The following is a 24,632-nucleotide window of genomic DNA, read 5'->3' as shown; positions in this document are numbered from 1 at the left end:
CGTCGCTACACCCCCGTGGTGACCTTGACCGTCCACGCGCCCGTCCGCGTACGGTCCGCCACCTCGACCTTCGTGCCCTCCCCCGGCACCGTGAACGTCTCCCCGACCCCCAGTGGCGCGTCCGCCAGCGGCGGGTAGACCGACTGGTCCCAGCAGGCCTCGCTGTCCGGATGTGTGTCCACCACTTCGATGGGGCCGCCGCCCGACTCCGTCTCGCCCCGCACCCGGTAGATCAGCACGCCCTGGGTGCAGGTGGTGGCGTCGTTGCCGGTCGAGCCGCGTGCCTCGATCGCCAGGGCCGAGTTCTCGCTCGTCCGGACCACCGCGAGCCGGGTCCCGGCGCTCGCGCCGACCGGGGGCGCGGTATCCAGCGGTTCCAGGGTGAGCATGCTCCTGCCGGTGGGCTTCACACAGCTGACCTGACGCCTTTCGAGCCAGCCCAGCTTCCACTTGTGCCAGCCGAACAGGTCCGGCGCCAGGCCGAATTGACTGCCCATCACATCCCAGTCGCCGACGTGTGTGTCCCAGTCGCCCTTCCCGTCGGTCGGCCGGTGGTAGAGGTCGGGCAGGTCGAAGACATGCCCGGTCTCATGGGCCAGCACATTGCGGTCCGGCGGGTGCCGCTCGAAGACGGTGACCACGCGCTTGATCTCCGTGCCGTCCGCGCTCATGGGGTGATCGAAGTTGACCACTTTCGTCGCGTCGGAGTCCACGCCGGGCGCGTCCGGGTCGGCGACCAGATACACGACGTCGTACCGGGCAAAGTCGATCACCGGATCGGCGACCGCCAGCGCGTCCCGCAGAAACGCCGTGCGCATCGACGGCTCCCAGTCGCGCTTTATGGCGTAGTCGGTGGAGGCGCGCGGCATGTCGATCCACCGCAGCCGGGGGTGCGGGCGCAGGGCGAACTTCCCGTACGAGGCCCGCTCGAAGAATCTGCTGGTCGCCGGGAAGTGGTCGGCGACCAGGTCGGCGGGCTCGATGCGCGGAACCGAGTCCGGGAAGGACAGGAAGACCATGACCGCGTCGAGGGTCCTGGCCGGGCGCGGGTAGGAGGCGTTCCAGGTGTCGAGGCCGAGCGAGTGGTGCGCGTTGGTACGGGGCAGGGCGCACGGCCCCGCGGAGTTGGCCGCCACGGCGGGTCCGGCCACCAGTGAGGTGGCGGCGACCGCGACGAGGGAGGTGAAGGCCGCGGCCGTACTGCGCAGGCGCGCCCGGTCCACTCCCCCGGGTGTCAGGCGACGCTCCACGTGGACCTCCGGCTGCGGAATGCGGGACGGCTCACCCACTTTGTGCTGATTCGCGACAGGACGCCCTGTTCCGCTGGCCCAGGTGGGTGAGTGGAACGACACCCCCGACGGATCACGGAAAGTCACAATCGATCAGGCCGCAGACATCCCGCGCCAGAGCCGCGCAGAAACGATCGAGCGGTGCCCGGCGTCGACATCGCGCACTCGGGTTCACCACTGGGGAGCTGGAACGGCCGACCGGCCAGCCTCTATGATCGGCACACTTTCCTGCGCCGATATCCCGAATCACACCCCCTGTACGACACCACTGCACTGCGGGAGCGAGCCGTGAGCGGAACCTCCGAAGGGCCGCGTCCTGCGGCAGTCGCGGCACCCGATTCCGCCACGCCGTCCGTCACCGAACGTGATGCTCAGGGCAGGCGGACCACCGCCACCGGCACCACCCCCGGCACCGCCACCCCCGCCACCGCCACCGCCACCGCCCGCGGCGACTACCGCGCCGCCTTCAACGCCGCCCAGCTCCCCATGGCCGTCGTCGACCGCCGCGGCACGGTCGTCACCGCCAACGACGCCCTCGCCGACCTGGTCGGCACCGAGCGCGCCTCACTGCGCGACCGCGCCGCCACCGACCTCGTCGACCTCGCCTCCGACGACCGGACCTGGCACGCGTACCACGAGGTGCTGCGCGGCCGTCGCTCCCGCTTCCGCTGCACCCGTCGCCTCAAGCACCCCGACGGCCGCGCGCTGTGGGCCGAGGTCACCGTCGCGCCGCTGCCCGACGGCGGCAGCGTGCTGCTCTCCCTCACGGACATCAGCGAGCGCCGCGAACTCCAGGCCAGGATCCGGCATCTCCAGATGCACGACCCGGTGACCCGGCTGCCCAACCGCACGCTGTTCTTCGAGCGGCTGTCGACCGCGCTTGAATCGTCGTACGACCATGGCAGAACAGGGCGGATCGGACTCTGCTATCTGGACCTGGACGGGTTCAAGGCCGTCAACGACACCCTCGGGCACCGCGTCGGGGACCGGCTGCTCGCCGCCGTCGCCGGCAGGCTCACCGAGTGCGCGGACAGCGACGCGTACAGCCGCGGCGGCAGCCACCTCGTCGCACGCCTCGGCGGCGACGAGTTCGCGATCCTGGTCGAGGACTCGACCGGTACGGAACAGCTCGCCGACCTCGCCCGCGCGGTGCTCGCCGCGCTCCAGCTCCCCTTCGACCTGGCCGGGCAGCGGCTCTCCGTCTCGGCGTCCATCGGCGTCGTCGAACGGGCCGCCGACGGCACCACCCCCACCGGTCTGATGCAGGTCGCCGACACGACGCTCTACTGGGCGAAGGCGGACGGCAAGGCGCGCTGGACCCTCTTCGACCCCGAGCGCAACGCGCACCGGATGACCCGCCAGGCGCTGTCGTCCACACTGCGCCCGGCGGTCGAGCGCGAGGAGTTCGTGCTCCAGTACCAGCCGCTGGTGGGGATGGCCGACGGGATCGTCCAGGGCGTGGAGGCGCTGGTCCGCTGGAACCATCCGCAGTTCGGCATCCTCGCGCCCAACCGTTTCATCGGCATCGCCGAGGAGGACGGCTCGATCGTCCAGCTCGGGCGCTGGGTGCTGCGGACGGCCTGCCTCCAGGCCCGCCAGTGGCAGCGCGACCACCCGGCGGACCGGCCGCTGTTCGTGAGCGTCAATGTCGCCGTACGGCAGGTCTGGGACTCCGACCTGGTGGCCGACGTGGCCGCGATCCTCGCCGAGACGGGGCTGGCGCCGCATCTGCTGCAACTGGAGCTGACCGAGTCCGCGGTGATGGGCTCGGCGGGCCGGCCGCTCCAGGCGCTCCAGGCGCTGAGCGACATGGGCGTGCGGATCGCCATCGACGACTTCGGGACGGGTTACTCGAACCTGGCGTATCTGAGCCGGCTGCCCGTCTCCGTACTGAAGCTGGACGGCTCCTTCGTACGAGGCTTCCGCTACGACGACGGCGTGCACCCCAATCCGGCGGACGAGACGATCGTGGAGACGCTGGTCCATCTCGCTCACCGGCTGGGCCTGACGGTCACGGCGGAGTGCGTGGAGACGGCGGGGCAGGCGGCGCGGCTGCGCCGGATCGGGTGCGACACGGGGCAGGGCTGGCTGTACTCACGGGCGGTCGTGCCGGAGCGGATCGCGGAGATGATCGGGGTCAGCCCGCTGACGGTCTGACCCCGCTCACGGCTCGTCTAGAGCGTGTCCGGCAGACCGTACGCGTCGGCGATCAGGCCGTAGCTGCGCAGCCGCGCCTCGCCGCCGTGGGCGTTGGCGGTGAGCATCAGCTCGTCGGCGCCGGTGCGCTTCTGGAGGTCGTCCAGTCCGGTGCGTACGGCGTCCGGGGTGCCGTGGACGATGTTCGCCAGCCAGCCGTTCACGAAGTCACGCTCCTGAGGGCTGAAGCTGTACGCCTCCGCCTCCTCGGGCGTCGGGACGAGTCCGGGGCGCCCGGTGCGCAGCCGCAGCATCGACAGCGCGCCCGTCAGGACCTGGCGGCGGGCCTCGTTCTCGTCCTCGGCGGCCAGGGCGGCGACGCCGATCACCGCGTACGGCGCGTCGAGCACGGCGGACGGCCGGAAGGACTCGCGGTACAGGTCGAGGGCGGGGATGGTGTTCTGCGCCGAGAAGTGGTGCGCGAAGGCGAACGGCAGCCCGAGCGTGGCGGCGAGCCGGGCGCTGAACCCGGACGAGCCGAGGAGCCAGACCGGCGGCCGGGCGGCGGGCCCCTGGACGGGACCGGGGACGGCGTGGATCCGGGAGTACGGGTGCCCGTCCGGGAAGTCGTCGTCCAGGAAGCGGGTGAGTTCGGCGAGCTGCTGAGGGAAGTCGTCGGCGCCTTCGTTCAGCCGGTCGGTACGGCGCAGGGCGGCGGCCGTGGCCCCGTCGGTGCCGGGCGCCCGCCCGAGCCCGAGGTCGACGCGTCCGGGGGCCAGCGCCTCCAGGGTGCCGAACTGCTCGGCGATGACGAGCGGCGCGTGGTTGGGCAGCATGACGCCGCCCGAACCGAGCCGGATGCGCTCGGTGTGGGCGGCGAGATGGGCCAGGATCACGGCGGGGGACGAGGAGGCGACGCCGGGCATCGAGTGGTGCTCGGCGACCCAGTGCCGGTGGTAGCCCCGGCGCTCCCCGAGCTTGGCGATCTCGACGCTGGTCCGCAGGGACTCCCCCGCGGTACTCCCGCTGCCGACGGTGACCAGATCCAGCACGGACAACGGCACGGGGGCGCTGCCCGGCGCCGTACCTCGAATTGCGTCAACCACCGGTGTGAGCCCTCCTGAGCGCGAAGTGTGTACGACCTCCGGCAACAGGAGGAGGGCTCCGTTTTATTCCGGTCGTTTATTCCCGGTCGGCCGGCGCCCCGATCAGTCGCGGCTCGCGAACAGCGTCCCGAGCTTCGGGGCCCACGCGTGGCGTTCCACCAGCCGCAGCCCCTCCCAGACCGTCACCTGGTTCGCGGTGAGGACCGGTTTGCCCAGGGCCTCCTCCAGCTCCGGGAGGTACGCCACCGTGTGCAGCGCCGTGTCCGGGAGCAGGACCACCTCCGCGTCGGGGTGGTCGCCCTCGCGGGCCAGGGCGAGCACCTCGTCCCGGCCCCACGTGCCCACCTCGGCCGCCGTGATGATGCCGCTGCCGCGCGTGGAGACCACTTCGATGCCGGCCGACTTCAGGAAGGCGGCGAAGTAGTCCGCCACGTCCTCCGGATAGGTCGCGGCGACCGCGACCCGCCGCGCGCCCAGGGCCTGGACCGCGTGCGCGAAGGCGAAGGACGTGCTCGAAGCCGGCAGTCCCGCCTCCACCGCCAGCTTGCGGGCCTGCTCGTGCGCGCCCTCCCAGCCGTATACGAAGCTGCCGCTCGTGCACGCCCAGACCACGGACTCCGCGCCCGCCATCCGCAGCTCCTCGACGCCGTCGGCCAGCCGCCGCGCCGCGCCCATTTCCAGGAGCGCGTCGACGCGGTGCGCGTCCTCGCCGATGTCGGTGTGGACGAGGGGCAGTCTGATGTCGCTGTCGAAAAGCATCTCCAGACGGGGGTAGTCGTCCTCGGCGGAGTGGCCGGGGTAGAGAAGTCCGACGGTCGTCATGTCCACCCTTCCTGTTCCTCGGTCGGAGTGTCCGGCTGGGAAGGCTGCCCCCACTCACCGGGCTGGGCCGGCTGGATGTCCTGCGTGTGCTGGACCGGCTCCATCCGCTCCATCTCCGCGACACCGGGGATGTCTCTGATCTCGGAGATCTCGTGGATCTTCGAGATCTCGGACATCGGGATCTCATGGATCTCGGGGATCCCGGGAAGTTCTCCCATCCCTTCCAGCGTAGGCACGTGGCGCACCGGAGGCGGGTCGAGCAGCAGGCCCTGGTACGGACCGACCGCGTGAGCCCCGATTCTGCGCAGGGCCGCCCACATCGTGACCTGGTTCGCCGACAGCACCGGCATCCTCAGCTCGGCCTCCAACTGCGGGATCGCGTCGTACGTCGGCAGGTTCGTACAGCTGATGAACAGCGCGTCGGCCGCGCCGACGACGGCCTCCCGCGCCATGTCCACGACCGACCGGTACGGCACCTTCCAGATGTGCCGGGTCAGCCCCAGAAAGGCGCGACCCGTGACGGTTACCCCGGCCTCCGCCAGGTACTCCTCCAGCGATTCGGTGACCGACTCCGTATAGGGAGTGACCAGTGCGATCCGTTTCGCTCCCAGCTCTTCGAGCGCTTCCAGCAGCGCGCCCGACGTGGTGAGCGACGGGACCTCGCCCGCTGTGTTCATCGCCTCGCACATGGCGCGCTCGCCGGCGACACCGCCGACGAAGCTGCCCGATGTGCAGGCGTACGCGATCACCTCTGGTTCGGACGCCCCAAGGGCCCGCACCGCCTCTCCGAGGGTCTCGTGCTCACTCACGAGCCGGGCAAGGTCCAGCGACACCTCGACGGGGACGAAGGGCGTCCTCGTCAGGCGCAGCGAGATCTCGTCCGGCATCCAACGCCAGAGTTCACGATCAAGAGCAAAATCGAAAGGGGCGACCACACCGACCCCACGCTGCGGCTGTGGTCCACCCAGAAAGGAGACATCCATCGCACGGCCCCCTTTGGCTGTTGTTGACGACGGTAGGAGGTGAATGCGAGCGTGGTCAATCCGCACAGGAAGGTCGTTTCACCGAGTTTTCCTCGTGGAAATACCCGCCCAGCTCAGAAGGGCACTCCCGATGGCTGAACGAACTCTTCTCGTCCTTGGTTCCGACCCGCCGCCGCGCCTCGGCAGGCTGACCGGCCGGGCCCGGATCCTGTACGCCGACGACTCGTCGCTGGCCGCCCAACTCCCCCTGGCCGACGTCCTGTTGGCTTGGGACTTCACCTCGGACGCGATCCGGCTGGCCTGGCCGGGTGACGGCCCGCGGCCGGGCTGGGTGCATACGGCGAGCGCCGGTGTGGACCGGCTGCTCTGCCCGGAGCTGATCAACTCCGAAACAGTGGTCACGAACGCCCGCGGCATCTTCGAGGAGCCCATTGCCGAATATGTGGCAAGTCTTGTACTTGCCATGGCCAAGGATCTGCCGGGAACTCTTGAACTCCAGCGTCAGCGGCGCTGGCGCCACCGCGAAGGACAGCGGGTCGCCGAGAGCCGCGCGACCGTCGTCGGCGCGGGTCCGATCGGCCGGGCGATCGCCGAGACCCTGAAGGCGCTCGGTGTGACGGTGGCGATCACCGGCCGTACGGCAAGGCCCGGAATCCACGGCGCCGACCAGCTCGACCGGCTGCTGACCCGATCGGACTGGGTGATCTGCGCGGCACCGCTCACGGAGAGCACCCGCGGCATGTTCGACGCGCGTCTCTTCGGCCTGATGCAGCCGTCCGCGCGCTTCATCAATGTGGGGCGTGGCCAGCTCGTCGACGAGAAAGCGCTGGTGGACGCCGTGTCCAAGCGCTGGATCGCGGGCGCGGCCCTCGATGTCTTCGAGGCGGAGCCGCTCGACCCGGAGAGCCGGCTGTGGGATGTGCCGGGCCTGATCGTGTCGCCGCACATGAGCGGTGACACCGTCGGCTGGCGCGACCGGCTGGGCGAGCAGTTCGTCGGGCTTTACGACATTTGGGCGTCCGGAGAGCCATTGCCTAACGTGGTGGACAAGAAACGTGGGTACGTCCCCATGCATGACTGAGTCCATGTTCCTCACCGATCTCACCGCACGACAGCTGCTGGCCGGTTACGAGAAGGGCGACTTCTCCCCGGTCGACGTGGTGCGCGCCACCCTGGGCCGGATCGAGGCGGTCGAACCGCTCGTCAACGCCTTCGTCCGGGTCGACGCCGACGAGGCGCTGGCCGCCGCCGAGGCGTCCACGGGCCGATGGCGCGAGAAGAAGCCGCAGGGGCTGCTCGACGGAGTCCCTGTCTCGGTGAAGGACATCTTCCTCCAGCGCGGCGGGCCGACCCTGCGAGGGTCCCGCACCGTCGACCCGGCAGGCCCCTGGCAGGAGGACGCGCCCTGCGTGGCCCGCCTGCGGGAGAACGGCGCGGTGCTGGTCGGCAAGACGACGACCCCGGAGTTCGGCTGGAAGGGCGTGACCGACTCGCCGCTGAGCGGGATCACCCGCAATCCGTACGACCTGTCCCGGACGGCCGGCGGATCGAGCGGCGGCAGCGCGGCGGCGGTGGCGCTGGGCGCCGCCCCGCTGTCCATCGGCACCGACGGCGGCGGCTCGGTCCGCATCCCCGCGTCCTTCTGCGGCATCTTCGGGCTCAAGCCCACCTACGGGCGCATCCCGCTCTACCCCTCCAGCCCCTTCGGCACGCTGTCGCACGCCGGCCCGATGGCGCGTGACGCGGCCGACGCCGCGCTGCTGCTCGATGTCATCAGCGGCGCGGACTGGCGCGACTGGTCGCAGCTCGCCCCGGCACCGGATGTCACCGCCACCCTGTCGGAGGGGGTGGCGGGGCTGCGGATCGGGTATTCGCCGTCGTTCGGCGGCCAGGTCGCGGTGCGGCCGGACGTGGCGGCGGCGGTACGGCGCGGGGTGGGGCGGCTCGCCGAGCTGGGCGCGTACATCGAAGAGGCCGACCCGGACATCTCGGAGCCGGTGGAGGCGTTCCACACGCTGTGGTTCACGGGCGCGGCACGGGTGACGCAGTCACTCGGCGAGGAGCAGCGCGCGCTGCTCGATCCGGGGCTCCAGGAGATCGTGGCGGCCGGGTCGCAGGCGAGCGCGCTGGACTATCTGGCGGCCGTGGACACGCGGATGGAGCTGGGCCGGCGGCTGGGCCGGTTCCACGAGACGTACGACCTGCTGGTCACGCCCACCCTGCCGATCACCGCCTTCGAGGCGGGCGTGGAGACGCCGAAGGAGTCGGGGCAGCGCCGCTGGACCAGCTGGACCCCGTTCACGTACCCCTTCAACATGAGCCAGCAGCCCGCGGCGACGGTGCCGTGCGGGGTGGACGCGGACGGGCTGCCGATCGGCCTGCAGCTGATCGGCGCCCGTCACGCGGACGCGCTGGTGATGCGGGCGGCACACGCGCTGTACGAGTCGGGAGCGACGGCGCTCCCGGCGCCGACCGGCGCGTAACCCCTTGAGGGCGGGCCCCGGGGCCCGCCCTCTCTCAGACTCGCCGGAAGTTGAGCGTCTCGCCGGTCGCGCCGGCGCGCCACAGGTCCTGGCACGCCTCCGCCATCTCGTCGAGCCCTTCGACGACCGAGCCCCAGACGATGCCGGGGATCCACCCCGTATCGCCGTTGATCAGCAGATTGTTGCGCTCGTAGAACAGCGCGAGGTCGACGACGGTACGGCGGCCCCGGTGGGCGGCCTGCTCCTCGTATCCGTACGACGTGGTGCCGAGCACCGTGTCCGAGAAGGTGAAATAGCACAGATCACCCGGAATGGGGGTGACCGTCGGATTCTCCAGCGGCGGCTCCTCGGCCGCGAATCCGGGCATCAGGGCGTAGATCTCGTTGCGCGCGTACTTGGCGTGATAGACGTCCCCGCCCAGCGGCAGCGCGTCCCACACCGCGGCGCAGGTGATCGGGGCCAGTTCGTCGAGGAGCTTGGCGGTGCAGCGCACGCCGCGCTTGTCCAGGGAGACTTCGATGAAGCGGTCGCTCATAGGTTCTTCGCGCCCTTCTCGTCGGTTCGATGCAGCCTGTGTCCGGCCATGAATACCCGCCCCCGCCGTGCGAATGCCGGACCGGACGGACCCGACTCGCCGCAGGTAACGATAGGCATATCGGTCCGAAATTGATCCGCATACCCTCGGACGATCCGGGTAGCCGCGCGCCTATGGCTCCAGTACAGGGAAACAACTCAGGAAGCACGGGAAGCGCAGGAAGCAGACTCCGGCGCCGTTCGCTGCTCGCGGGTGCCGCGGCACTTGGTGTGGCGGGGGCGGTCGGAGCCACCAGCGGATGCAGTCGCGTGGCCACCGCCGACGCCGGGGACGGGGGGACCCTGCTGGAGCAGTTGCGTGCCAAGGGGACCGTGCGTCTCGGACTGGCCGGTGAGCAGCCGTACAGCTACATCGGCAAGGACGGTGAGATGACGGGCTCGGCCCCGGCCATCGCGTCCCGCATCTTCAAGGAGTTGGGTGTGGACAATGTCCAGCCCTTCGCCACCGAGTTCGGTTCGCTGATCACCGGACTGAACTCGCTCCAATTCGATGTGGTCGCCGCCGGGATGTACATCAACCCGGAGCGCTGTGAACAGGTGATCTTCGCGGACCCCGAGTACCAGATGCTCGACGCGTTCATCGTGCCGAAGGGGAATCCGAAGAATCTGCACACCTACAAGGACATCGCCGCGGCCGGCGCCAAGATGGCGACGGGTGTCGGTTACGCGGAGATCGGCTACGCGGAGGAGGCCGGGGTCAAGAGCATCACGACCCTGCCCGACCAGCTGGCCGGACTGCTCGCCGTCGAGCAGGGCCGCGTCGATGTCTTCGCCGGTACGGCGGTCACGGTGTTCAACGTCATCAAGGAGACCGAGAGCACGAAGGCGGAGGCCACCAAGGAGGTCACACCGATCGTGGACGGCAAGCCCGTCATCGACGTCGGCGGCTTCGCCTTCCGCTCGCCGGAGACCAACCTCCGCGACTCCTTCAACCGCGAGCTGCACAAGCTCAAGAAGAGCGGCGAACTCCTGGAGATCATGCGGCCCTTCGGCTTCACGAAGGACCAGATGACGACCATCACCGCCAAGGAGAAGTGCGCGCCATGAGCGAAATCACCTGGGGTCTGTGGGAAATACTCCTCAAGGGCGTCTGGATCACGGTCCAGCTGACCGTCTTCAGCGCCGCACTGGCCGCCGTGGTCGCGCTGGTCGTCGGACTCGCCCGCTCCCACCGGCTGTGGATCGTGCGCTTCATATCCGGGGCCTACTTCGAGATATTCCGCGGCACGTCCGCGCTGATCCTGATGTTCTGGATCTTCTTCGTGCTCCCGCTGGGCTTCGGCTGGCAGCTCGTCCCGCTGTGGGCGGCGACGCTGGCGCTCGGGCTCACTTACGGGGCGTACGGCTCCGAGGTCGTCCGGGGCGCGGTGCAGGCCGTGGCTCCCGCCCAGCGCGAGGCGGGGATCGCGCTGAGTTTCACGCCCGCGCAGCAGCTGCGGAAGATCATCCTGCCGCAGGCCTGGCCGGAGATGATCCCGCCGTTCAACAACCTGCTGATCGAGCTGCTCAAGGGCACGGCACTGGTCTCCATCATGGGCGTGGCCGACATCGCCTTCGGTGCGTCGCTGGTGCGTAACGCGACCGGTCAGAGCGCGCCCGTCTACACGATCATCCTGGTGATGTACTTCGTGCTCGCCTTCGTGCTCACGCGCGGTATGCGCGTCCTCGAACGGCAGGCGAAGGCCGGGATCGGTCAGCGCCCCGAGAGGACACGGTGGTTCGGCCGCAGGGCCGAGATCCCCCAGCAGCAGCGGGACGCCGTCGCGGCGACCGCGGGAGGTGAGCGCTGATGCAGTGGAACTGGTCCGCGGTCGGCGACTTCATGCCGATGTTCTGGGACGGCCTGCTCGTCACGCTCCAGGCGCTGGTCCTGGGCGCGCTGCTCGCCTTCGCGCTCGGTCTCGTCTGGGCGATGGCCCAGCGGTCCGGCCTGGCGGTGGTGCGCTGGCCCGTGAACGTCATCACCGAATTCGTCCGCAACACCCCGCTGCTCGTGCAGCTGTTCTTCCTCTACTACGTGCTCCCCGAGTGGGGAATCACCCTCAGCGCCATGGTCACCGGTGTGGTCGGCCTGGGGCTGCACTACTCGACGTACACCGCCGAGGTCTACCGGGCCGGCATCGACGGCGTCCCGGTCGGCCAGTGGGAGGCGGCCAAGGCGCTCAACCTGCCGAGGTCCCGCACCTGGGGTGCGGTGATCCTTCCGCAGGCGATCCGCCGCGTCGTGCCCGCGCTGGGCAACTACGTCATCGCGATGCTGAAGGACACTCCGATGCTGTTCGTCATCGGAGTGCTGGAAATGCTCGGCGAGGCACGGCAGTTCGCCTCCGAGACTTTCCTGACGGTCGAGGTCTTCACCGTCGTGGGGGTGGCCTTCATCCTCATCGCCTATCCGGCATCCCTTCTCATGCGAGCATTGGAGCGTCGCCTTGTCCGCTGACAGCACTCCCGCCAACACCTCGAAGGAAACGGCCAATCCCGCCGCGGACGGCAGCGAGCTGATCCGCTTCGACAAGGTCACCAAGCGCTTCGGGTCCAACACGGTCCTGGACTCACTGGACTTCACGGTCAACTCCGGCAAGCACGTGACGCTGATCGGCGCCTCCGGATCGGGCAAGACGACGATCCTCAGACTGCTGATGACGCTGATCAAGCCGGAGGAGGGCACCATCAAGGTGGCCGGCGACTACCTCACGCACGAGGAGAGGGACGGCAAGCTCGTCCCCGCCGGCGAGAGCCATGTCCGTGAGGTGCGCAAGAAGATAGGCATGGTGTTCCAGCAGTTCAATCTGTTCCCGAACATGAAGGTGCTGCGGAACGTCACCGAAGCGCCTGTGCATGTGCTCGGTCTGTCCCCGGACGAGGCCGAGGAACGGGCGCGCGAGCTGCTCGACCTGGTCGGACTCGGGGACCGCTGCGGCGCGTATCCGAGCCAGCTCTCGGGCGGGCAGCAGCAGCGGGTGGCCATAGCGCGGGCGCTCGCGATGCGGCCCCAGGTCCTGCTCCTGGACGAGGTCACGTCGGCGCTCGACCCGGAGCTGGTCGCGGGAGTCCTCGATGTGCTGCGGGACATCGCCACCACGACGGACATCACGATGCTGTGTGTGACGCACGAGATGAACTTCGCGCGCGACATCTCCGACGACGTACTGATGTTCGACGCCGGCCGGGTCATCGAGTCGGGGCCGCCGGAGAAGATCTTCAGCGACCCGGAGCAGGACCGCACCAGGGAGTTCCTGAGCGCCGTTCTGTAGCGCGTCGCCCAAAACGGGGGAATCCGGTCCGCGTGAAGAGGACCGGGTTCCCCCGTTTTCGCGGCCGAACTCCGGGAAGGTTGTGACGCTGGCATATGCCAAGGTGATACGCCCCAGATGGGACCGCTGTGGCGATCGTCATTCTGCTCAACAGCCGCCCCGGAAAGGGTTCTTGACGGCTATCGTGATAGAGAAGCTTGCGGTCACAACCTGCTAGGGGGAAACCGTGGCGCTGAAGCCAGAGCCGACCGCGCCGTTCCACTCGGTGCAATACGTCCTGCGCGTTCTCGAAACGGTTTCCAAGCACGCCGGGGGCGTCACCGACGTACAGATCGCTCGGGAGACGGGCCTGCCGACCGGGCATCTCGCCCCGCTGCTGGCGATGTTGCGGCGCGAGGCCTATGTGGAGCAGGTCGCGGACGGTGCGTATGTCATAGGGGATTCGCTGGTCCTGCTCGGCTCCGGCACCACCCGCCAGGAGGCCCTGGAGGCCAAACTCCAGGACACGCTCCGCGAATTGCGCGACTCGGTGGGGGCGGCGGTCTACATCAGCCGGTACATCGACGGCGAGGTCAGGATCACGCAGGTCGCCGACGGTCCGGACGCCCCCGCGGTCAACGAGTGGGTGGACTTCCGCTCGGCGGCGCACGCGAGCGCCGTCGGCAAGTGTCTGCTGACCCAGCTCGACCAGAACAGCCGCCGGGACCATCTCTCCCGGCACAAGATCGCGCGTCTCACCTCACGGACCATCACCAACGAGCGCGTGCTGTTCTCCAAGCTGGACAGCCAGCCCGCGACGGTGCCGATCCTGGACCTCCAGGAGTACGCGGTGGGCACGGTCTGCGCGGCGGTGCCGCTGACGGCGGGTTCGGCGGTCGGCTGTCTGGCCCTGTCGATGCCGATCGAGCACGCGCACCGGCTGCGTTCGGCGGCGGACACCCTCAACCGGGGCGCGGCGCCGGTGGTGCTCTCGCTGGCCATCTGACGACCGGGGCCGGGTCACCGCGCGCGGGCTGCGGCTCACACCCCACGTACGGCGACCCGGCCCGGCACGGTCATGAACGGCTGCGGGTCGAGGGCCGCACGGGTGAGCAGGTCCAGATCAATCACGGTGGAACGGTCAGTTCCCCTCGTTCAGACCGTGCCTTCCGGTGTAGAACGCCACGGTCAGATCTTTCACGAGCACCTTCCGCTCGTAGTCGTCCAGCTCCACGAGCCCCCGCGACGTCAGCCGGTGCACTGTGTCGTCCACCGCGTCGACCACCGACGTCAGGACCGTGTCCCGGTGCCTGGCGTCGATCGCCGCGATCCGGCTGCGCTGCATGGCCGCCGAGATCTCCGGCGCGTACTCGATCCGTGTCGGCTGCGCCGAGAACACGTCCAGCCCGACCGGCCGGCACTCGGCCGACAGCATCCGGGTCAGCGCCTCGCCGACCACCTCGGCGTTGCGCAGCGTCGGCGCGGCCTCGTTGAAGGCGTCGGCGGGCAGTTGCGAGAGGACGCGTGCCATCGCCGCCTCGACCTGCTCGCGCAGATACTCCTCGTGGTCGGCCACCCCGAGCGCCGCCCGGACCGTGTCCCTGACCCGCCAGACCACCAGGACCACGACGCGCAGCGCCGTACCGTTCGCGTCGACCGCGGGCATCGGCTCGCTGCGCCAGTGCCGGAGCCGTACGTCCACACGACGGCGCAGCAGAAGCGGGCTGACCCAGAGAAGTCCCGTACGCCGCACGCTTCCCCGGTACTCACCGAACAGCGTCAGCACCCAGGCGTGCCCGACCCGGCCGCGGCCGAGCCCGCCGAAGGCGAAGAGCGTGAGCGTCAAACCGACGGCGAGCAGCGTCCACTTGCCGATGCCGATTCCGTTGTACGGATTCGAGCCCAGGCCGAACATCTCCGTCAGCGCCTCGGGCACGGCCCCGACCCACCAGAGCACCGTCACACAGCCGAACAGCGCGGCCAGACCGACGAGCGCCGCCATCCAGCCGGGCAGCGTGGGGCCGGGCCGCTCGACCAGCTTCGTGTCCACGGGCGTCGCGGGGCGCGAGGTCGCGGCGGGGGCCAGAGGCGGCGGCGTAACCGGGTCGGGGACGGGTTGCGAAGGCCGGATCCGCGGACGCCCGGCGGCGGGGGCGGTCGCGGGGGTGGTCACCTCGTCGTCGCGGAAGAGGAGATGGACGGGGATCTCGTGGGTGGCCTCACCGACGATGAGCGGGCTCCAGCGGTGGCTGTCGAAGGTGACGGAGGCCCGCGTGGGAACGACAGCACCCGAACCGGTCGGCACGGAGACGTCCCACACGGGCGCGGGGATCCCACTCGACGCGGGGACGTCGGCGTCGGTCTCATCTGACGGTTCGTCAGTCTCCGCCTCTACTTCTACTTCTACTTCTGCCTCGGCCGGTTCCACGGCAGCGCCCGCGAAGACGAACTTCGGGGGCAGCGCCCAGCACTCACCGCGCGAGTGCGGTACGTCGGCGGCCTCGGCCGTCGGCTCAGGTGCGGCAGGCGCTCCCGGTTCGTCGGTTACTGTCCGGACGGACTCCAGCACATCACCCGCCGGTTCCCGCTCCGGGCCGGTCTCCGCTCCGGCGTACGCGATCTGCGACGGAGCGGTGTCACTCCCTGCCGACTCCCCCGAATCGACGCCGACCGCGCCCGGCGAAGCCCCCACCACCGGCGGAGCGCATCCCGCACCAGCCGCCGGCACCGGCTCGCCCGCCCGCGCGGAGTCCGTCTCCCCCTCGGCCGGCGTCCACTCCACCACGCCGGCGGCGACCGGGGCCCCGGCCACCGTCCCGCCGTAGCAAGCATCCGGCCCGGACCCGAAGTCGACCTCGGGCTCCGCCGGTAGCTCCTCCTGCGCAGGTCGTTTCACGAACACGTCCACGCGCTCCGCCGTCGCCACGCCCCCCGGCGGCTCGCCCTCGTGCGGTGGATCGGGCTCGTCCGGCGGGCCCGCCAGCAGGCGTACGTTCTGGTGCCAGCCGGTCTCGTTCCAGCCGATCGGCTCCACCGGCCGCACCGGCTCCGTCGAGTCCACGGGCTCCACGGTCTCGGCCGGATCCACCGGTTCCACGGGTCCCCGTGCCGTCAGCGCGTTCCGCGCCGCCGCCCGGAGCGCGGGCGCGCCCCGCAGCAGCTGTCCGTCGCCGTTCGGTTGCGATGTCTGTGTGGTCATCCTTGCCTCCGTCGTCATGCGAAGAGTCGTCGCCAAGTCTCGGGGCCGGGATACCCGTCGGCCGCGCTGCCGCGCCAGCCCTGCGCCCGTTGGAAGTCCTCCACGTTGCGCCGGTCGGCCTCGCCCCACCGCGGGCCGGGGCGCGAGACGTAGTGGCCGCCGTACCCGCGCCGCACCAGCCGGTCGCGGAGTTGGGTGATGTGCGTGCCGGACCGGCCGGGCCGGAACTGTGCCGCTCCGGGGTAATCCGGCCGCGCGCTCCTACCGCCGGGCCCGCTCGCCCCCGCCTTCGGGATGTCCTTGCCGAGCCCGTTCACCAGATACCGCCAGGTTTCGGGCCCGGGCAGCCCGTCGGCCTTAGCGCCCCGCCAGCCCTGGGCCCGCTGGAACGCCTCGGTGGCGCGCCGGTCGGCCTCGCTCCACCGGGGGCCGGGGGCCGTGCCGTAGAAGCGTCCGCCGCCTCGGGCGACGAGCATCTCGCCGAGCCGGGTCACATGCGCGTTGTCCGCGCCGGGCCCGAAGGACTTCGCACCGGGGAAGGCCGCCGGCTTCGGGGCGTCCGCCGTGTCCGCTGTGTCCGGCGTACCGCCGCTGCCGCCCCCGGTCACCCCTTTGTAGCGATACGCCACATAGCTCGCTGAATTGTTCCAGTACGCCATCGGCGTGGACTGCGCCCGCGTGCTCGGCTTCGTCTGCTCGTACGCGAAGTAGTACGCGTGCGTGTAGTCGGTCCAGCCGCCGAAGATCGTCACGTGTGACCCCTTGGTGGGGTCGGACGGGTTGTGGAACAGCAGGATGTCGCCGGGTTGCAGTTCCTCCCTGGGGATCCGGGTGCCGAAGCGGGACAGGCTTCCCGTCCACTCGTTGCCGTCCAGGTTCCAGGCCATCGAGACATAGCCCGAGCAGTCCTGGCGGTAGCCGTCGGACCAGTACTTCGTCATGGAGTACGGGACCTTGGCGTCCACCCACAGCTTGGCTCGGTTGATGATGTCGGCGCGGCTGGTCTTGCGCAGCGTGTCGACGGAGGGGTCCGGCGACGGGCCCGCCGACGGGGGCGGCCCGTACAGCGGACCGCTCGCACCCTGCGGACTTGTCGGTTCCGGTTCCGATTCCGGTTCGGCCGCCGCCGTAGCCGCGTCGTCCGCCCGCGCGGAACCGAGCGCGGCACCGAGCGCGGGCCCGCCGGTGTCCGCGTCGGCCTCACCCGCACCGACGCCCGTGGCGGCGAGGGCGACGCCGGCCGCCGTGACGAGGACCAGGGCGCGGCGCACGCCGTGGGCGGCGGGATGGCCGCCCGCAACTAGGGGCAGGCCCTGGGCCAGCCGGCGGCGTTGCTCGGCGCATCCGCCACAGGGGCAGTCACAAGCGGGTTCGTACTCCTCGAAGACCGGTGCGGTCATGCGATCCACTCCACGCTCGACAGGGTGCTGTGCGGTGTTGCACGCGCGTCAGCCACTCACGATCCTTACTAATCACACTTTGACGGATCAAAGGTAAAAAACGACCATCCGACAGGCCACATCACTCATCAAATGGTCGGGAGCACTCCGGAGCGTCGGGTAGAGTTCTCCAGGTCAGCAGGCGCCGCTAGCTCAGTTGGTTAGAGCAGCTGACTCTTAATCAGCGGGTCCGGGGTTCGAGTCCCTGGCGGCGCACGCAGAGCTGAGGCCCCCTCGCATCACGCGAGGGGGCCTCACTCGTTTCCCCGTATCGCGTCACACGAGCGGGTGGCCTTCGCGGCAACTTCACAGTCCGGCCACAGCTCCACCTTCAGCCGACTCCCCAATGGGGGCATATGCGGCTCAAGTATCATCTTTCACTCTTGCGATCATGGCTGGGGTCGTAGAACCTATCCTGAAGCCGACGAGCCCAAGGAAGCACGCGTCACTTGCAGTTGGGGCCGCTGAAGAGTTTGCTCCGGTTTGCATACCGAGCGGGGTGGGGGTCCCGCTCATGGGCTGGTGCCGCCGGCGGCCTCAAGCAACCGGAAGGTCCCGACGCGTGTCTGTACTGATGGCGGCGCGCCAGTCCGGATGAACCAACCGACCGACCAATCACGCAGCCGGCAGGCGTGCGGGGGGATAACTGATGACGGCGACGCCGAACGGCGAGCGGCCGAACAACGACGCGTCCCGGACCACTCAGCTTCGGGTCCCCTCACAGTTCAGGACCGGCAGATTCCGGCTTCGACCCCAGAAGGAACTGTCCAAGTACGACTACGAGCACTACAGCCGGCTCGCCGGGCCGCTCACCCAGCCCGCCCCCGACAAGCCGTACAAGGTCCAGTACCGCTCACTGCTCTCCCAGGAACCGCACCGAATCCGGGCCGCCCTGCTGCTCGGCGCCGCCCCGCTCCTCTCCCTCGGCCTCTTCGCCTGGCTGATGCAGCCTCAGCACTGGACCGAGCGCGATCCGAATCTCAAGAACGACACACTGCTGGTCCTCGACATCGTGATGCTCGTCTCGATCGGACTGATCGAGCTGTTCCGCACGATGAACGTGCTGTCCAACGCGCACGCGACGCTGGTGGCACGTGACCCCGTCCCCGTCGTCCCGGCGAGCGGCACCCGCGTCGCCTTCCTCACCTCCTTCGTGCCGGGCAAGGAGCCCCTCGAAATGGTGACGAAGACGCTGGAGGCCGCGGTCAAGATCCGGCACCGCGGACTGATGCACGTCTGGCTCCTCGACGAGGGCGACGACCCCGCCGTCAAGGAGGTCTGCGCCCGGCTCGGTGTGCACCACTTCTCGCGCAAGGGCGTGGCGAAGTGGAATCAGGCGAAGGGCGCGCACCGCGCCAAGACGAAGCACGGCAACTACAACGCCTGGCTCGACGCGCACGGCGACGACTACGACTTCTTCGCGTCCGTCGACACCGACCACGTCCCGACGGCCAACTACCTGGAGCGGATGCTCGGTTACTTCCGCGACCCGGACGTCGGCTTCGTCATCGGCCCGCAGGTCTACGGCAACTACGACACGTTCGTCACGAAGGCGGCCGAGTCGCAGCAGTTCCTCTTCCACGCCCTGATCCAGCGCGCGGGCAACCGCTACGGCTCGCCCATGTTCGTCGGCACGAGCAACGCCGTACGGATCTCGGCGCTCAAGCAGATCGGCGGGCTGTACGACTCGATCACCGAGGACATGGCGACCGGCTTCGAGATGCACCGCGCCAGGAACCCGCAGACGGGCAACAAGTGGCGCTCCGTCTACACCCCGGACGTGCTCGCCGTCGGTGAGGGCCCGACCGCCTGGACGGACTTCTTCACGCAGCAACTGCGCTGGTCGCGGGGCACGTACGAGACGATCCTCAAGCAGTACTGGCGGGGCTTCACCACGCTGCCGCCCGGCAAGCTGTTCAACTACACCATGATGATCATCTTCTACCCGATGTCGGCGCTCAACTGGATCCTGGCGGCGCTGAGTTGTGCGCTGTTCCTGGGCATGGGCGCCTCGGGTGTGCAGATCGACCCGGCGATCTGGATGATGCTGTACGGCAACGCGTCGGCCCTCCAGATCGGTCTCTACATCTGGAACCGGCGGCACAACGTCTCGCCGCACGAGCCCGAGGGGTCCGGCGGTCTCGCCGGTATGGCGATGTCCGCGCTCTCCGCGCCGGTCTACGCGCGCTCGCTGCTCGACGCCGTACTGCGCCGCAAGAGCGGCTTCGTGGTGACACCGAAGGGCGACTCGTCCAGCCCGGACACGCTGTTCGGGACGTTCCGGATCCATCTGTTCTTCATTCTCGTCTTCGCCGGATCACTGGTCTCGTCCTTCTTCTTCGGGCACGACCATCCGGCGATGATCACCTGGGCGTCGCTGGCGCTGCTGATCACGGCGTCGCCGATCATCATCTGGCGCCTGGGGATGCGGGCGGAGAAGAAGAAGCGCGGGAAGCACGGATCGCGCCGCGGCGGCGGGAACCCGCCTCCGCAGGCCCAGCAGCACACTGCGTACCACCAGACCCCGCAGCACAACCCGTACCAGCAGGCCCCGTACCAGGCCCCGCAGCCCGCGCGGCCGACGCCGCCCGGGGCTCTTGACCAGACCGTACAGATATCCCATGGGGGACCTGAGCAATGAGTGCGCTTCCCGTCCGGCCGAACCACCGGAAGAACCGCGCCCGTCGCCTCGCGATAGGCGCCGCGGTGGTCGTCGTGGTGGCCGGGATGAACGGGCCGGCGATGTGGCGGTTCGGTTCGGAGCAGTACCACGAATACAAGATCAACCGGCCCGACTACAAGGCCGCGAACGGTCACTGGGGCTATCTCGACATCCCGGCGAAATTCAAGATCAATTCAATTCACGCGGCGCTCCTGCACACCGGCAAGGTGCTGCTGATAGCCGGGTCGGGCAACAACCAGAAGAACTTCGACGCGAACAAGTTCGAGTCCGTCCTCTGGGATCCGGTGACCGACGACTTCAAGATGATCCCGACACCCAAGGACATGTTCTGCGCCGGGCACACCCAACTGCCCGACGGCAAGCTGCTGGTGGCGGGCGGCACGAAGCGGTACGAGAAGCTCAAGGGCGACGCCACCAAGGCCGGCGGTCTGATGGTGGTCCACAACGAGGACCCCGACAAGCCGATGACACTGCCCGCGGGCACGATGTTCACCGGCAAGAAGAACGGCAAGACCTTCGAGTCCAAGGACCCGGTCCTGGTCGAGAAGGCGGAGAAGGTATTCGACCCGGTGACCGGCGCCTTTCTGCGGACCGAGCCCGGCCTGGGGCGTATCTACGTCGAGGCCAGGGAGTCCGGGAAGAAGTACGAGACCGGCACCGAGGACAATTACCGCGTGCAGGGTATGAAGGGCACCGACGCCCGTAATGTCTACGGCATCGCGCAGAAGCTCGCGCTCGACAAGAAGGACTTCCAAGGCATCAAGGACGCCTTCGAGTTCGACCCGGTCGCCGAGAAGTACATCAAAGTGGACCCGATGAACGAGGCCCGCTGGTATCCGACGCTCACCACGCTTGAGGACGGCAAGGTCCTCGCGCTGTCGGGCCTCGACGAGATCGGGCAGATCGTCCCCGGCAAGGACGAGATCTACGATCCGGAGACCAAGAAGTGGGAGTACACCGGGATCGTCCGGAAGTTCCCCACCTACCCGGCGATCTTCCTGATGGACAACGGCAAGCTGTTCTACAGCGGCTCCAACGCCGGATACGGCCCGGCCGACGTCGGCCGCAAGCCCGGCATCTGGGATCTGGAGACCAACACGTTCGACAAGATCCCCGGACTGAGCGACGCCGACACGATGGAGACGTCGGCGACCGTCATGCTGCCGCCCGCGCAGGACCAGAAGTTCATGGTCATCGGCGGCGGTGGCGTCGGTGAGTCCGAGAAGTCCAGCGAGAAGTCGCGGCTGGTCGATCTCAAGGAGAACGACCCGGAGTTCAGGGACGGCGCCGCGCTCGACAAGGGCACCCGCTACCCGAGCGCGTCGCTGATGCCGGACGACTCGGTCCTGGTGACGGGCGGATCCGAGGACTACCGGGGCCGCGGCGGCTCCAACATCCTCGAAGCGCGGATGTACGACCCGAAGGCGGGCGAGTACAAACGCGTCGCCGACCCCAAGGTGGGCCGCAACTACCACTCGGGCTCGCTCCTGCTGCCCGACGGCCGCGTCATGATCTTCGGCTCCGACTCGCTCTACGCCGACAAGGCCAACACCAAGCCGGGCGTCTTCGAGCAGCGGATCGAGATCTACACCCCGCCGTATCTCTTCCGGGACTCGAAGCCGACGCTGACCGACGGACCGAAGCGGATCGAGCACGGCGACTCCGGGACCTTCAAGACCAAGGACGCCGCGTCGCTGAAGTCCGCGAAGCTGATGCGGCCGAGCGCCGTCACGCACGTCACGGACGTCGAACAGCGGTCGATCGCACTGGACATGAAGAAGACGGCGGACGGGGTCGAGGTGACGGTGCCGAAGAACCCGGCGCTGGTGCCGACCGGCTGGTACATGCTCTTCGTGACGGACGACAAGGGGACGCCGTCCGAAGGTGTGTGGGTCGAAGTGCCGTAGCCATACGGCGTGTTGGGCGTAGGCCGAGTTGAAGGGGGCGGGTCCGTACGTGTACGGACCCGCCCCCTGCTTTCTCCTTGACGTTGCGCGCTACTTGGCGTTGCGCGCCAGCTCCAGCGCGTACTCCGGATACCAGTCGCCGGCCTTCGGCCCGCCCTTGCAGTCGCCGTCCGACTCACCCGGACGCTTGATCCACAGATACGCCTTCACCTGCGGGTCGCCGGTCTTCGTGGTCGGCGGCTCGCCGAGCGCGCGGCCCGGCGGGTTGCACCAGTTCTCGCTCGGATCGCCTTCCGTGTAAGGGCCGTTGCCATTACGGCTGGTGTCGATCACGAAGGGCTTGTTGCCGACCTTCGCCGACAGCTTCTTGCCGAACTCCTGACTCACGTCGGTCGGGAAGAAGTTGGAGACGTTCACCGAGAAGCCGTCGGCCTTGTCCACGCCCGCCCGCTGGAGCGGCTCGAAGAGCGCGTCGGGCGACTGCCAGCCGGCGTTGCCCGCGTCCAGGTAAACCGTGGTGGCCGGCTGCTGCTTGAGCCGTTCGATGGCGCCCTTCAGCAGGTCGTACCGCTCCTCGTGGAACTCCGGGGGCGTGCACCCGTCCACCAGGTGCAGCAGCGCGTCCGGCTCCAGGACGACAGTGGCCCGCCGGTCGCCGATGCCCTTGGCGACGCTGTCGACCCAGCCCCGGTACGCGTTTCCGTCGGCGGCTCCGCCCTTCGAGAACTGGCCGCAGTCGCGATGCGGGACGTTGTAGAGGACCAGCAGGGCGTCCCGGTCGGCGTTGGTGGCGGCCTCCGTGAAACCACGGGCCTCGGCCTCCGGGTTGTCCGGGCCGATCCACTCGCCGACGGGCTGCGAGGCGATCTTCTTGATGAGGCCGGCGTTCTTGTCGTCGCCGTCCTTCGTGTAGTCGGAGACCTGCTTGGCCGCGTTTCCTTCGGGGTTGACCCAGTACGGAGCGGTCGCCTTGGGCTGCTGACTCGACGAGGCGTTCTTCTCGCCCTTGTCCTCGTCGTCGGAGGAACAGCCCGCGATGAGCAGCGCCGCCCCCGTTGCTGCCGCGCATGCCGTCACTCGAAGACCGCGACCGGAATTACTGCTGCCGTACATCCACTCCCCCTCGGTGCCCGTCCGTCGGAGCCGCCCCAGGCGCCTCGTTCCTGCCCTGCCTGCTGCCCACCCGCTGCCCGCCTGCCCGGACAAGATCGGTCGAATCCATCCTGGCACACGGGTCGGAGCCGTAACGGCGCCCGTTCGCCTTCGTGTACGAGCTGTGACAGCGGAGCCGCCGGGGGGCCGCCGGGGGGTTGGATCAGCCATCGTGACGTGCCTCTTTCACATCGGTGAGATACGCGGAGACGACGACGTTCGCCGTGTACGTACGGCTCTTGCGGTCGAAGGTCCCGCCGCAGGTGATCAGCCGCAGTTCGGCGCGGTCCGGCGCGTGGGGGCCGTACACCTCGCGCGCGTCGAACCGCTCCCGTGTGTAGACCTGTACGTCGTCGATGGTGAACTCGGCGACCGAGCCGTCGGCCCTGGCCACCCGGACCTTCTGGCCGGGCCGGGCGGCGCTCAGGTCGTAGAAGACGGCCGGTTCGGTGCGGGTGTCGACGTGGCCGACGAAGAGGGCGGTGCCCTTGGCGCCGGGCCGGACGCCGCCGCCGTACCAGCCGACGGTCCCCGGCAGTTCGTACGGCGGCGGCTCGACCGCCCCGGTCGCGTCGAGGCCGCGGGAGACGACGGGCGCCTTTATGCCGACGGACGGGACGTCGACGCGGCGCGGTTCGGCGGGCCTCGACGAGTCCTGGGCCACCGGTGGTCGCTGCTCCATCGGGCGGCCGACGGCGGCGACGTCGCCGGTCATGGGCGAGGAGGTGCCGGCGATGCCGTCGGCTCCCCAGCCCCAGAGGGCGAGTAGCAGCACGGCCCAGGCGACGCCGGTCAGGAGCCGGCCCGATCCGGGCGCGCGGTGGGTGGTCGGCGTCTCAGCCATCTCAGCCGTCTCCGTTGCCTCAGTCGTCTCAGTCGGAGTCCCGCGCGGCGGAACGCTTCCGGCGCACGCTGCGGATGGCCACGGCCACGGCGGCGACGCCGGCGAGGACGAGACCGATGACGGTGTGCGGGGTGCTGGGGCCGGCCTCGTCGGCGGCCACGGCGCTGGTCGTCCTGCCACCGCCACCGGCGCGCACCGGGGCGACGGGTGAGGCCTGGGAGGACTCGGAGGACTGCTGCGGCCGGTCGGCCTGCGCGCGCCTGGAGAGGGTGGCCTCGGGCTTGGGCTTGGGCTTGGGCTGGGCCTCGGACTCAGGCTTGGGCTTGGGCTTGGGCTTCGGGTTGTGGTCCACCGCGAAGACCGCCGCGCGCCGGTGGTCGTGCCCGTCGCACCAGACGTCGACCTCGTACCTGCCGTCCTTGGTCGACGACTTGATCTTCGCCTCGCCGCGCAACACCGACTTCCCGTCGTCGCCACGGCGGCCCGCCAGCTCGGAGTCGGCAACGAAGACATCGGAGCGCGCAGCCACCGAGCGGGGGTTCGCACAGCCCGTGACCTTGAGCTTCACCTCGCCGCCGGGACGGACGGGGGACGGCGTGACCGTCGCCTTCACGGAGTCGTGGGCGTCGGCGCTGTTGGTCCCGAGGACGGGTACCACCACCATCGCGGCGACCAGTCCGACACCACGGAGAGCGAGCAAGCCAGAACGCATCGTGAACCTCCTGATGATGGAAGCCTCACGCGTTCCGCCGGATCCCGCAT

Annotated in this window: 20 protein-coding genes and 1 tRNA gene; 11 read left to right on the top strand and 10 right to left on the bottom strand. The window is 69.4% G+C overall.

What is annotated here, in order from left to right; genetic code table 11:
* Window positions 1–5: 5 nt before the first annotated feature.
* Complete coding sequence (locus ACIBLA_RS15490) at window positions 6–1,250, bottom strand: M6 family metalloprotease domain-containing protein (protein ID WP_363244082.1); 1,245 nt, start codon at window positions 1,248–1,250, stop codon at window positions 6–8.
* A gap of 327 nt (window positions 1,251–1,577) precedes the next feature.
* Between ACIBLA_RS15490 and ACIBLA_RS15485 the strand changes: the two genes are divergently transcribed.
* Window positions 1,578–3,446: a putative bifunctional diguanylate cyclase/phosphodiesterase gene (locus ACIBLA_RS15485; RefSeq protein ID WP_399198882.1), complete on the top strand. Its 1,869-nt coding sequence runs from the start codon at window positions 1,578–1,580 to the stop codon at window positions 3,444–3,446.
* A 17-nt stretch (window positions 3,447–3,463) separates the two neighbouring features.
* Here ACIBLA_RS15485 and ACIBLA_RS15480 read toward each other — a convergent pair whose 3' ends face one another.
* From ACIBLA_RS15480 to ACIBLA_RS15470, 3 genes are all read right to left on the bottom strand, one after another.
* A complete protein-coding gene (locus ACIBLA_RS15480; protein ID WP_363244084.1) occupies window positions 3,464–4,531 on the bottom strand; it encodes an LLM class flavin-dependent oxidoreductase in 1,068 nt (355 codons plus the stop codon).
* A 102-nt stretch (window positions 4,532–4,633) separates the two neighbouring features.
* Window positions 4,634–5,353 carry a decarboxylase gene (locus ACIBLA_RS15475; protein ID WP_363244085.1) on the bottom strand — a complete coding sequence of 240 codons (720 nt, stop codon included), beginning with the start codon at window positions 5,351–5,353 and terminating at the stop codon, window positions 4,634–4,636.
* A complete protein-coding gene (locus ACIBLA_RS15470; RefSeq protein ID WP_363244086.1) occupies window positions 5,350–6,336 on the bottom strand; it encodes a decarboxylase in 987 nt (328 codons plus the stop codon). Before ACIBLA_RS15470 ends, ACIBLA_RS15475 begins: the two co-directional genes overlap by 4 nt.
* A 130-nt stretch (window positions 6,337–6,466) precedes the next feature.
* Between ACIBLA_RS15470 and ACIBLA_RS15465 the strand changes: the two genes are divergently transcribed.
* Both ACIBLA_RS15465 and ACIBLA_RS15460 read left to right on the top strand, forming a co-directional pair.
* Window positions 6,467–7,417: a D-2-hydroxyacid dehydrogenase gene (locus ACIBLA_RS15465; RefSeq protein WP_363244087.1), complete on the top strand. Its 951-nt coding sequence runs from the start codon at window positions 6,467–6,469 to the stop codon at window positions 7,415–7,417.
* The gene (locus ACIBLA_RS15460; RefSeq protein ID WP_363244088.1) at window positions 7,410–8,819 is read left to right on the top strand and encodes an amidase; all 1,410 of its coding nucleotides are present in this window, start codon (window positions 7,410–7,412) and stop codon (window positions 8,817–8,819) included. The genes ACIBLA_RS15465 and ACIBLA_RS15460 overlap by 8 nt, the downstream gene beginning before the upstream one ends.
* A 34-nt stretch (window positions 8,820–8,853) precedes the next feature.
* Here the strand turns inward: ACIBLA_RS15460 and ACIBLA_RS15455 are convergent, their stop codons facing one another.
* On the bottom strand, window positions 8,854–9,354 hold the full coding sequence (locus ACIBLA_RS15455; protein WP_363244089.1) for a DUF3830 family protein: 501 nt from the start codon (window positions 9,352–9,354) through the stop codon (window positions 8,854–8,856).
* 173 nt (window positions 9,355–9,527) lie between these two features.
* Between ACIBLA_RS15455 and ehuB the strand changes: the two genes are divergently transcribed.
* The 5 genes from ehuB (at window position 9,528) to ACIBLA_RS15430 (ending at window position 13,652) form a co-directional block, all read left to right on the top strand.
* Complete coding sequence (gene ehuB, locus ACIBLA_RS15450) at window positions 9,528–10,460, top strand: ectoine/hydroxyectoine ABC transporter substrate-binding protein EhuB (protein ID WP_363244090.1); 933 nt, start codon at window positions 9,528–9,530, stop codon at window positions 10,458–10,460.
* On the top strand, window positions 10,457–11,203 hold the full coding sequence (ehuC, locus tag ACIBLA_RS15445) for an ectoine/hydroxyectoine ABC transporter permease subunit EhuC (RefSeq protein ID WP_363244091.1): 747 nt from the start codon (window positions 10,457–10,459) through the stop codon (window positions 11,201–11,203). The genes ehuB and ehuC overlap by 4 nt, the downstream gene beginning before the upstream one ends.
* A complete protein-coding gene (gene ehuD, locus ACIBLA_RS15440) occupies window positions 11,203–11,853 on the top strand; it encodes an ectoine/hydroxyectoine ABC transporter permease subunit EhuD (protein ID WP_363244092.1) in 651 nt (216 codons plus the stop codon). Before ehuC ends, ehuD begins: the two co-directional genes overlap by 1 nt.
* On the top strand, window positions 11,843–12,667 hold the full coding sequence (ehuA, locus tag ACIBLA_RS15435) for an ectoine/hydroxyectoine ABC transporter ATP-binding protein EhuA (protein WP_363244093.1): 825 nt from the start codon (window positions 11,843–11,845) through the stop codon (window positions 12,665–12,667). The genes ehuD and ehuA overlap by 11 nt, the downstream gene beginning before the upstream one ends.
* Before the next feature lie 226 nt (window positions 12,668–12,893).
* The gene (locus tag ACIBLA_RS15430; RefSeq protein ID WP_363244094.1) at window positions 12,894–13,652 is read left to right on the top strand and encodes an IclR family transcriptional regulator C-terminal domain-containing protein; all 759 of its coding nucleotides are present in this window, start codon (window positions 12,894–12,896) and stop codon (window positions 13,650–13,652) included.
* 135 nt (window positions 13,653–13,787) lie between these two features.
* Here the strand turns inward: ACIBLA_RS15430 and ACIBLA_RS15425 are convergent, their stop codons facing one another.
* Together ACIBLA_RS15425 and ACIBLA_RS15420 are read right to left on the bottom strand one after the other, a co-directional pair.
* Complete coding sequence (locus tag ACIBLA_RS15425) at window positions 13,788–15,845, bottom strand: SPFH domain-containing protein (RefSeq protein WP_399198881.1); 2,058 nt, start codon at window positions 15,843–15,845, stop codon at window positions 13,788–13,790.
* A 14-nt stretch (window positions 15,846–15,859) separates the two neighbouring features.
* Window positions 15,860–17,245, bottom strand: coding sequence for a peptidoglycan-binding protein (locus ACIBLA_RS15420; RefSeq protein WP_363244096.1), 1,386 nt, complete (start codon window positions 17,243–17,245; stop codon window positions 15,860–15,862).
* Window positions 17,246–17,426: 181 nt separating this feature from the next.
* On the opposite strand from ACIBLA_RS15420, the gene ACIBLA_RS15415 reads away from it, so the two are divergent.
* The 3 genes from ACIBLA_RS15415 (at window position 17,427) to ACIBLA_RS15405 (ending at window position 21,874) form a co-directional block, all read left to right on the top strand.
* Window positions 17,427–17,500: transfer RNA gene (locus ACIBLA_RS15415), tRNA-Lys, on the top strand.
* Between the two features lie 433 nt (window positions 17,501–17,933).
* On the top strand, window positions 17,934–19,925 hold the full coding sequence (locus ACIBLA_RS15410) for a glycosyltransferase family 2 protein (RefSeq protein WP_399198880.1): 1,992 nt from the start codon (window positions 17,934–17,936) through the stop codon (window positions 19,923–19,925).
* Window positions 19,922–21,874, top strand: a complete 1,953-nt coding sequence (locus ACIBLA_RS15405) for a kelch motif-containing protein (protein WP_363244098.1) — start codon at window positions 19,922–19,924, stop codon at window positions 21,872–21,874. The genes ACIBLA_RS15410 and ACIBLA_RS15405 overlap by 4 nt, the downstream gene beginning before the upstream one ends.
* Window positions 21,875–21,964: 90 nt before the next feature.
* Here ACIBLA_RS15405 and ACIBLA_RS15400 read toward each other — a convergent pair whose 3' ends face one another.
* From ACIBLA_RS15400 to ACIBLA_RS15390, 3 genes are all read right to left on the bottom strand, one after another.
* Complete coding sequence (locus ACIBLA_RS15400) at window positions 21,965–22,987, bottom strand: glycoside hydrolase family 6 protein (protein ID WP_399198879.1); 1,023 nt, start codon at window positions 22,985–22,987, stop codon at window positions 21,965–21,967.
* 202 nt (window positions 22,988–23,189) lie between these two features.
* Complete coding sequence (locus tag ACIBLA_RS15395; protein WP_363244100.1) at window positions 23,190–23,870, bottom strand: class F sortase; 681 nt, start codon at window positions 23,868–23,870, stop codon at window positions 23,190–23,192.
* 28 nt (window positions 23,871–23,898) lie between these two features.
* A complete protein-coding gene (locus ACIBLA_RS15390) occupies window positions 23,899–24,582 on the bottom strand; it encodes a hypothetical protein (protein ID WP_399198877.1) in 684 nt (227 codons plus the stop codon).
* Window positions 24,583–24,632 lie beyond the last annotated feature (50 nt).

The organism is Streptomyces sp. NPDC050433 (genome assembly GCF_044458565.1).
Classification (GTDB): domain Bacteria; phylum Actinomycetota; class Actinomycetes; order Streptomycetales; family Streptomycetaceae; genus Streptomyces.
This window is presented reverse-complemented; position numbering and strand designations above follow the sequence as displayed.

Coding starts and splice junctions, on each gene's coding strand:
- ACIBLA_RS15470 (WP_363244086.1), bottom strand. CDS start 6,336: ATGGATGTCTCCTTTCTGGGTGGACCACAGCCGCAGCGTGGGGTCGGT.
- ACIBLA_RS15390 (WP_399198877.1), bottom strand. CDS start 24,582: ATGCGTTCTGGCTTGCTCGCTCTCCGTGGTGTCGGACTGGTCGCCGCG.
- ehuC (WP_363244091.1), top strand. CDS start 10,457: ATGAGCGAAATCACCTGGGGTCTGTGGGAAATACTCCTCAAGGGCGTC.
- ACIBLA_RS15405 (WP_363244098.1), top strand. CDS start 19,922: ATGAGTGCGCTTCCCGTCCGGCCGAACCACCGGAAGAACCGCGCCCGT.
- ACIBLA_RS15455 (WP_363244089.1), bottom strand. CDS start 9,354: ATGAGCGACCGCTTCATCGAAGTCTCCCTGGACAAGCGCGGCGTGCGC.
- ACIBLA_RS15465 (WP_363244087.1), top strand. CDS start 6,467: ATGGCTGAACGAACTCTTCTCGTCCTTGGTTCCGACCCGCCGCCGCGC.
- ACIBLA_RS15475 (WP_363244085.1), bottom strand. CDS start 5,353: ATGACGACCGTCGGACTTCTCTACCCCGGCCACTCCGCCGAGGACGAC.
- ACIBLA_RS15395 (WP_363244100.1), bottom strand. CDS start 23,870: ATGGCTGAGACGCCGACCACCCACCGCGCGCCCGGATCGGGCCGGCTC.
- ehuD (WP_363244092.1), top strand. CDS start 11,203: ATGCAGTGGAACTGGTCCGCGGTCGGCGACTTCATGCCGATGTTCTGG.
- ACIBLA_RS15425 (WP_399198881.1), bottom strand. CDS start 15,845: ATGACCACACAGACATCGCAACCGAACGGCGACGGACAGCTGCTGCGG.
- ACIBLA_RS15460 (WP_363244088.1), top strand. CDS start 7,410: ATGACTGAGTCCATGTTCCTCACCGATCTCACCGCACGACAGCTGCTG.
- ACIBLA_RS15420 (WP_363244096.1), bottom strand. CDS start 17,245: ATGACCGCACCGGTCTTCGAGGAGTACGAACCCGCTTGTGACTGCCCC.
- ACIBLA_RS15400 (WP_399198879.1), bottom strand. CDS start 22,987: ATGTACGGCAGCAGTAATTCCGGTCGCGGTCTTCGAGTGACGGCATGC.
- ehuB (WP_363244090.1), top strand. CDS start 9,528: ATGGCTCCAGTACAGGGAAACAACTCAGGAAGCACGGGAAGCGCAGGA.
- ACIBLA_RS15410 (WP_399198880.1), top strand. CDS start 17,934: ATGACGGCGACGCCGAACGGCGAGCGGCCGAACAACGACGCGTCCCGG.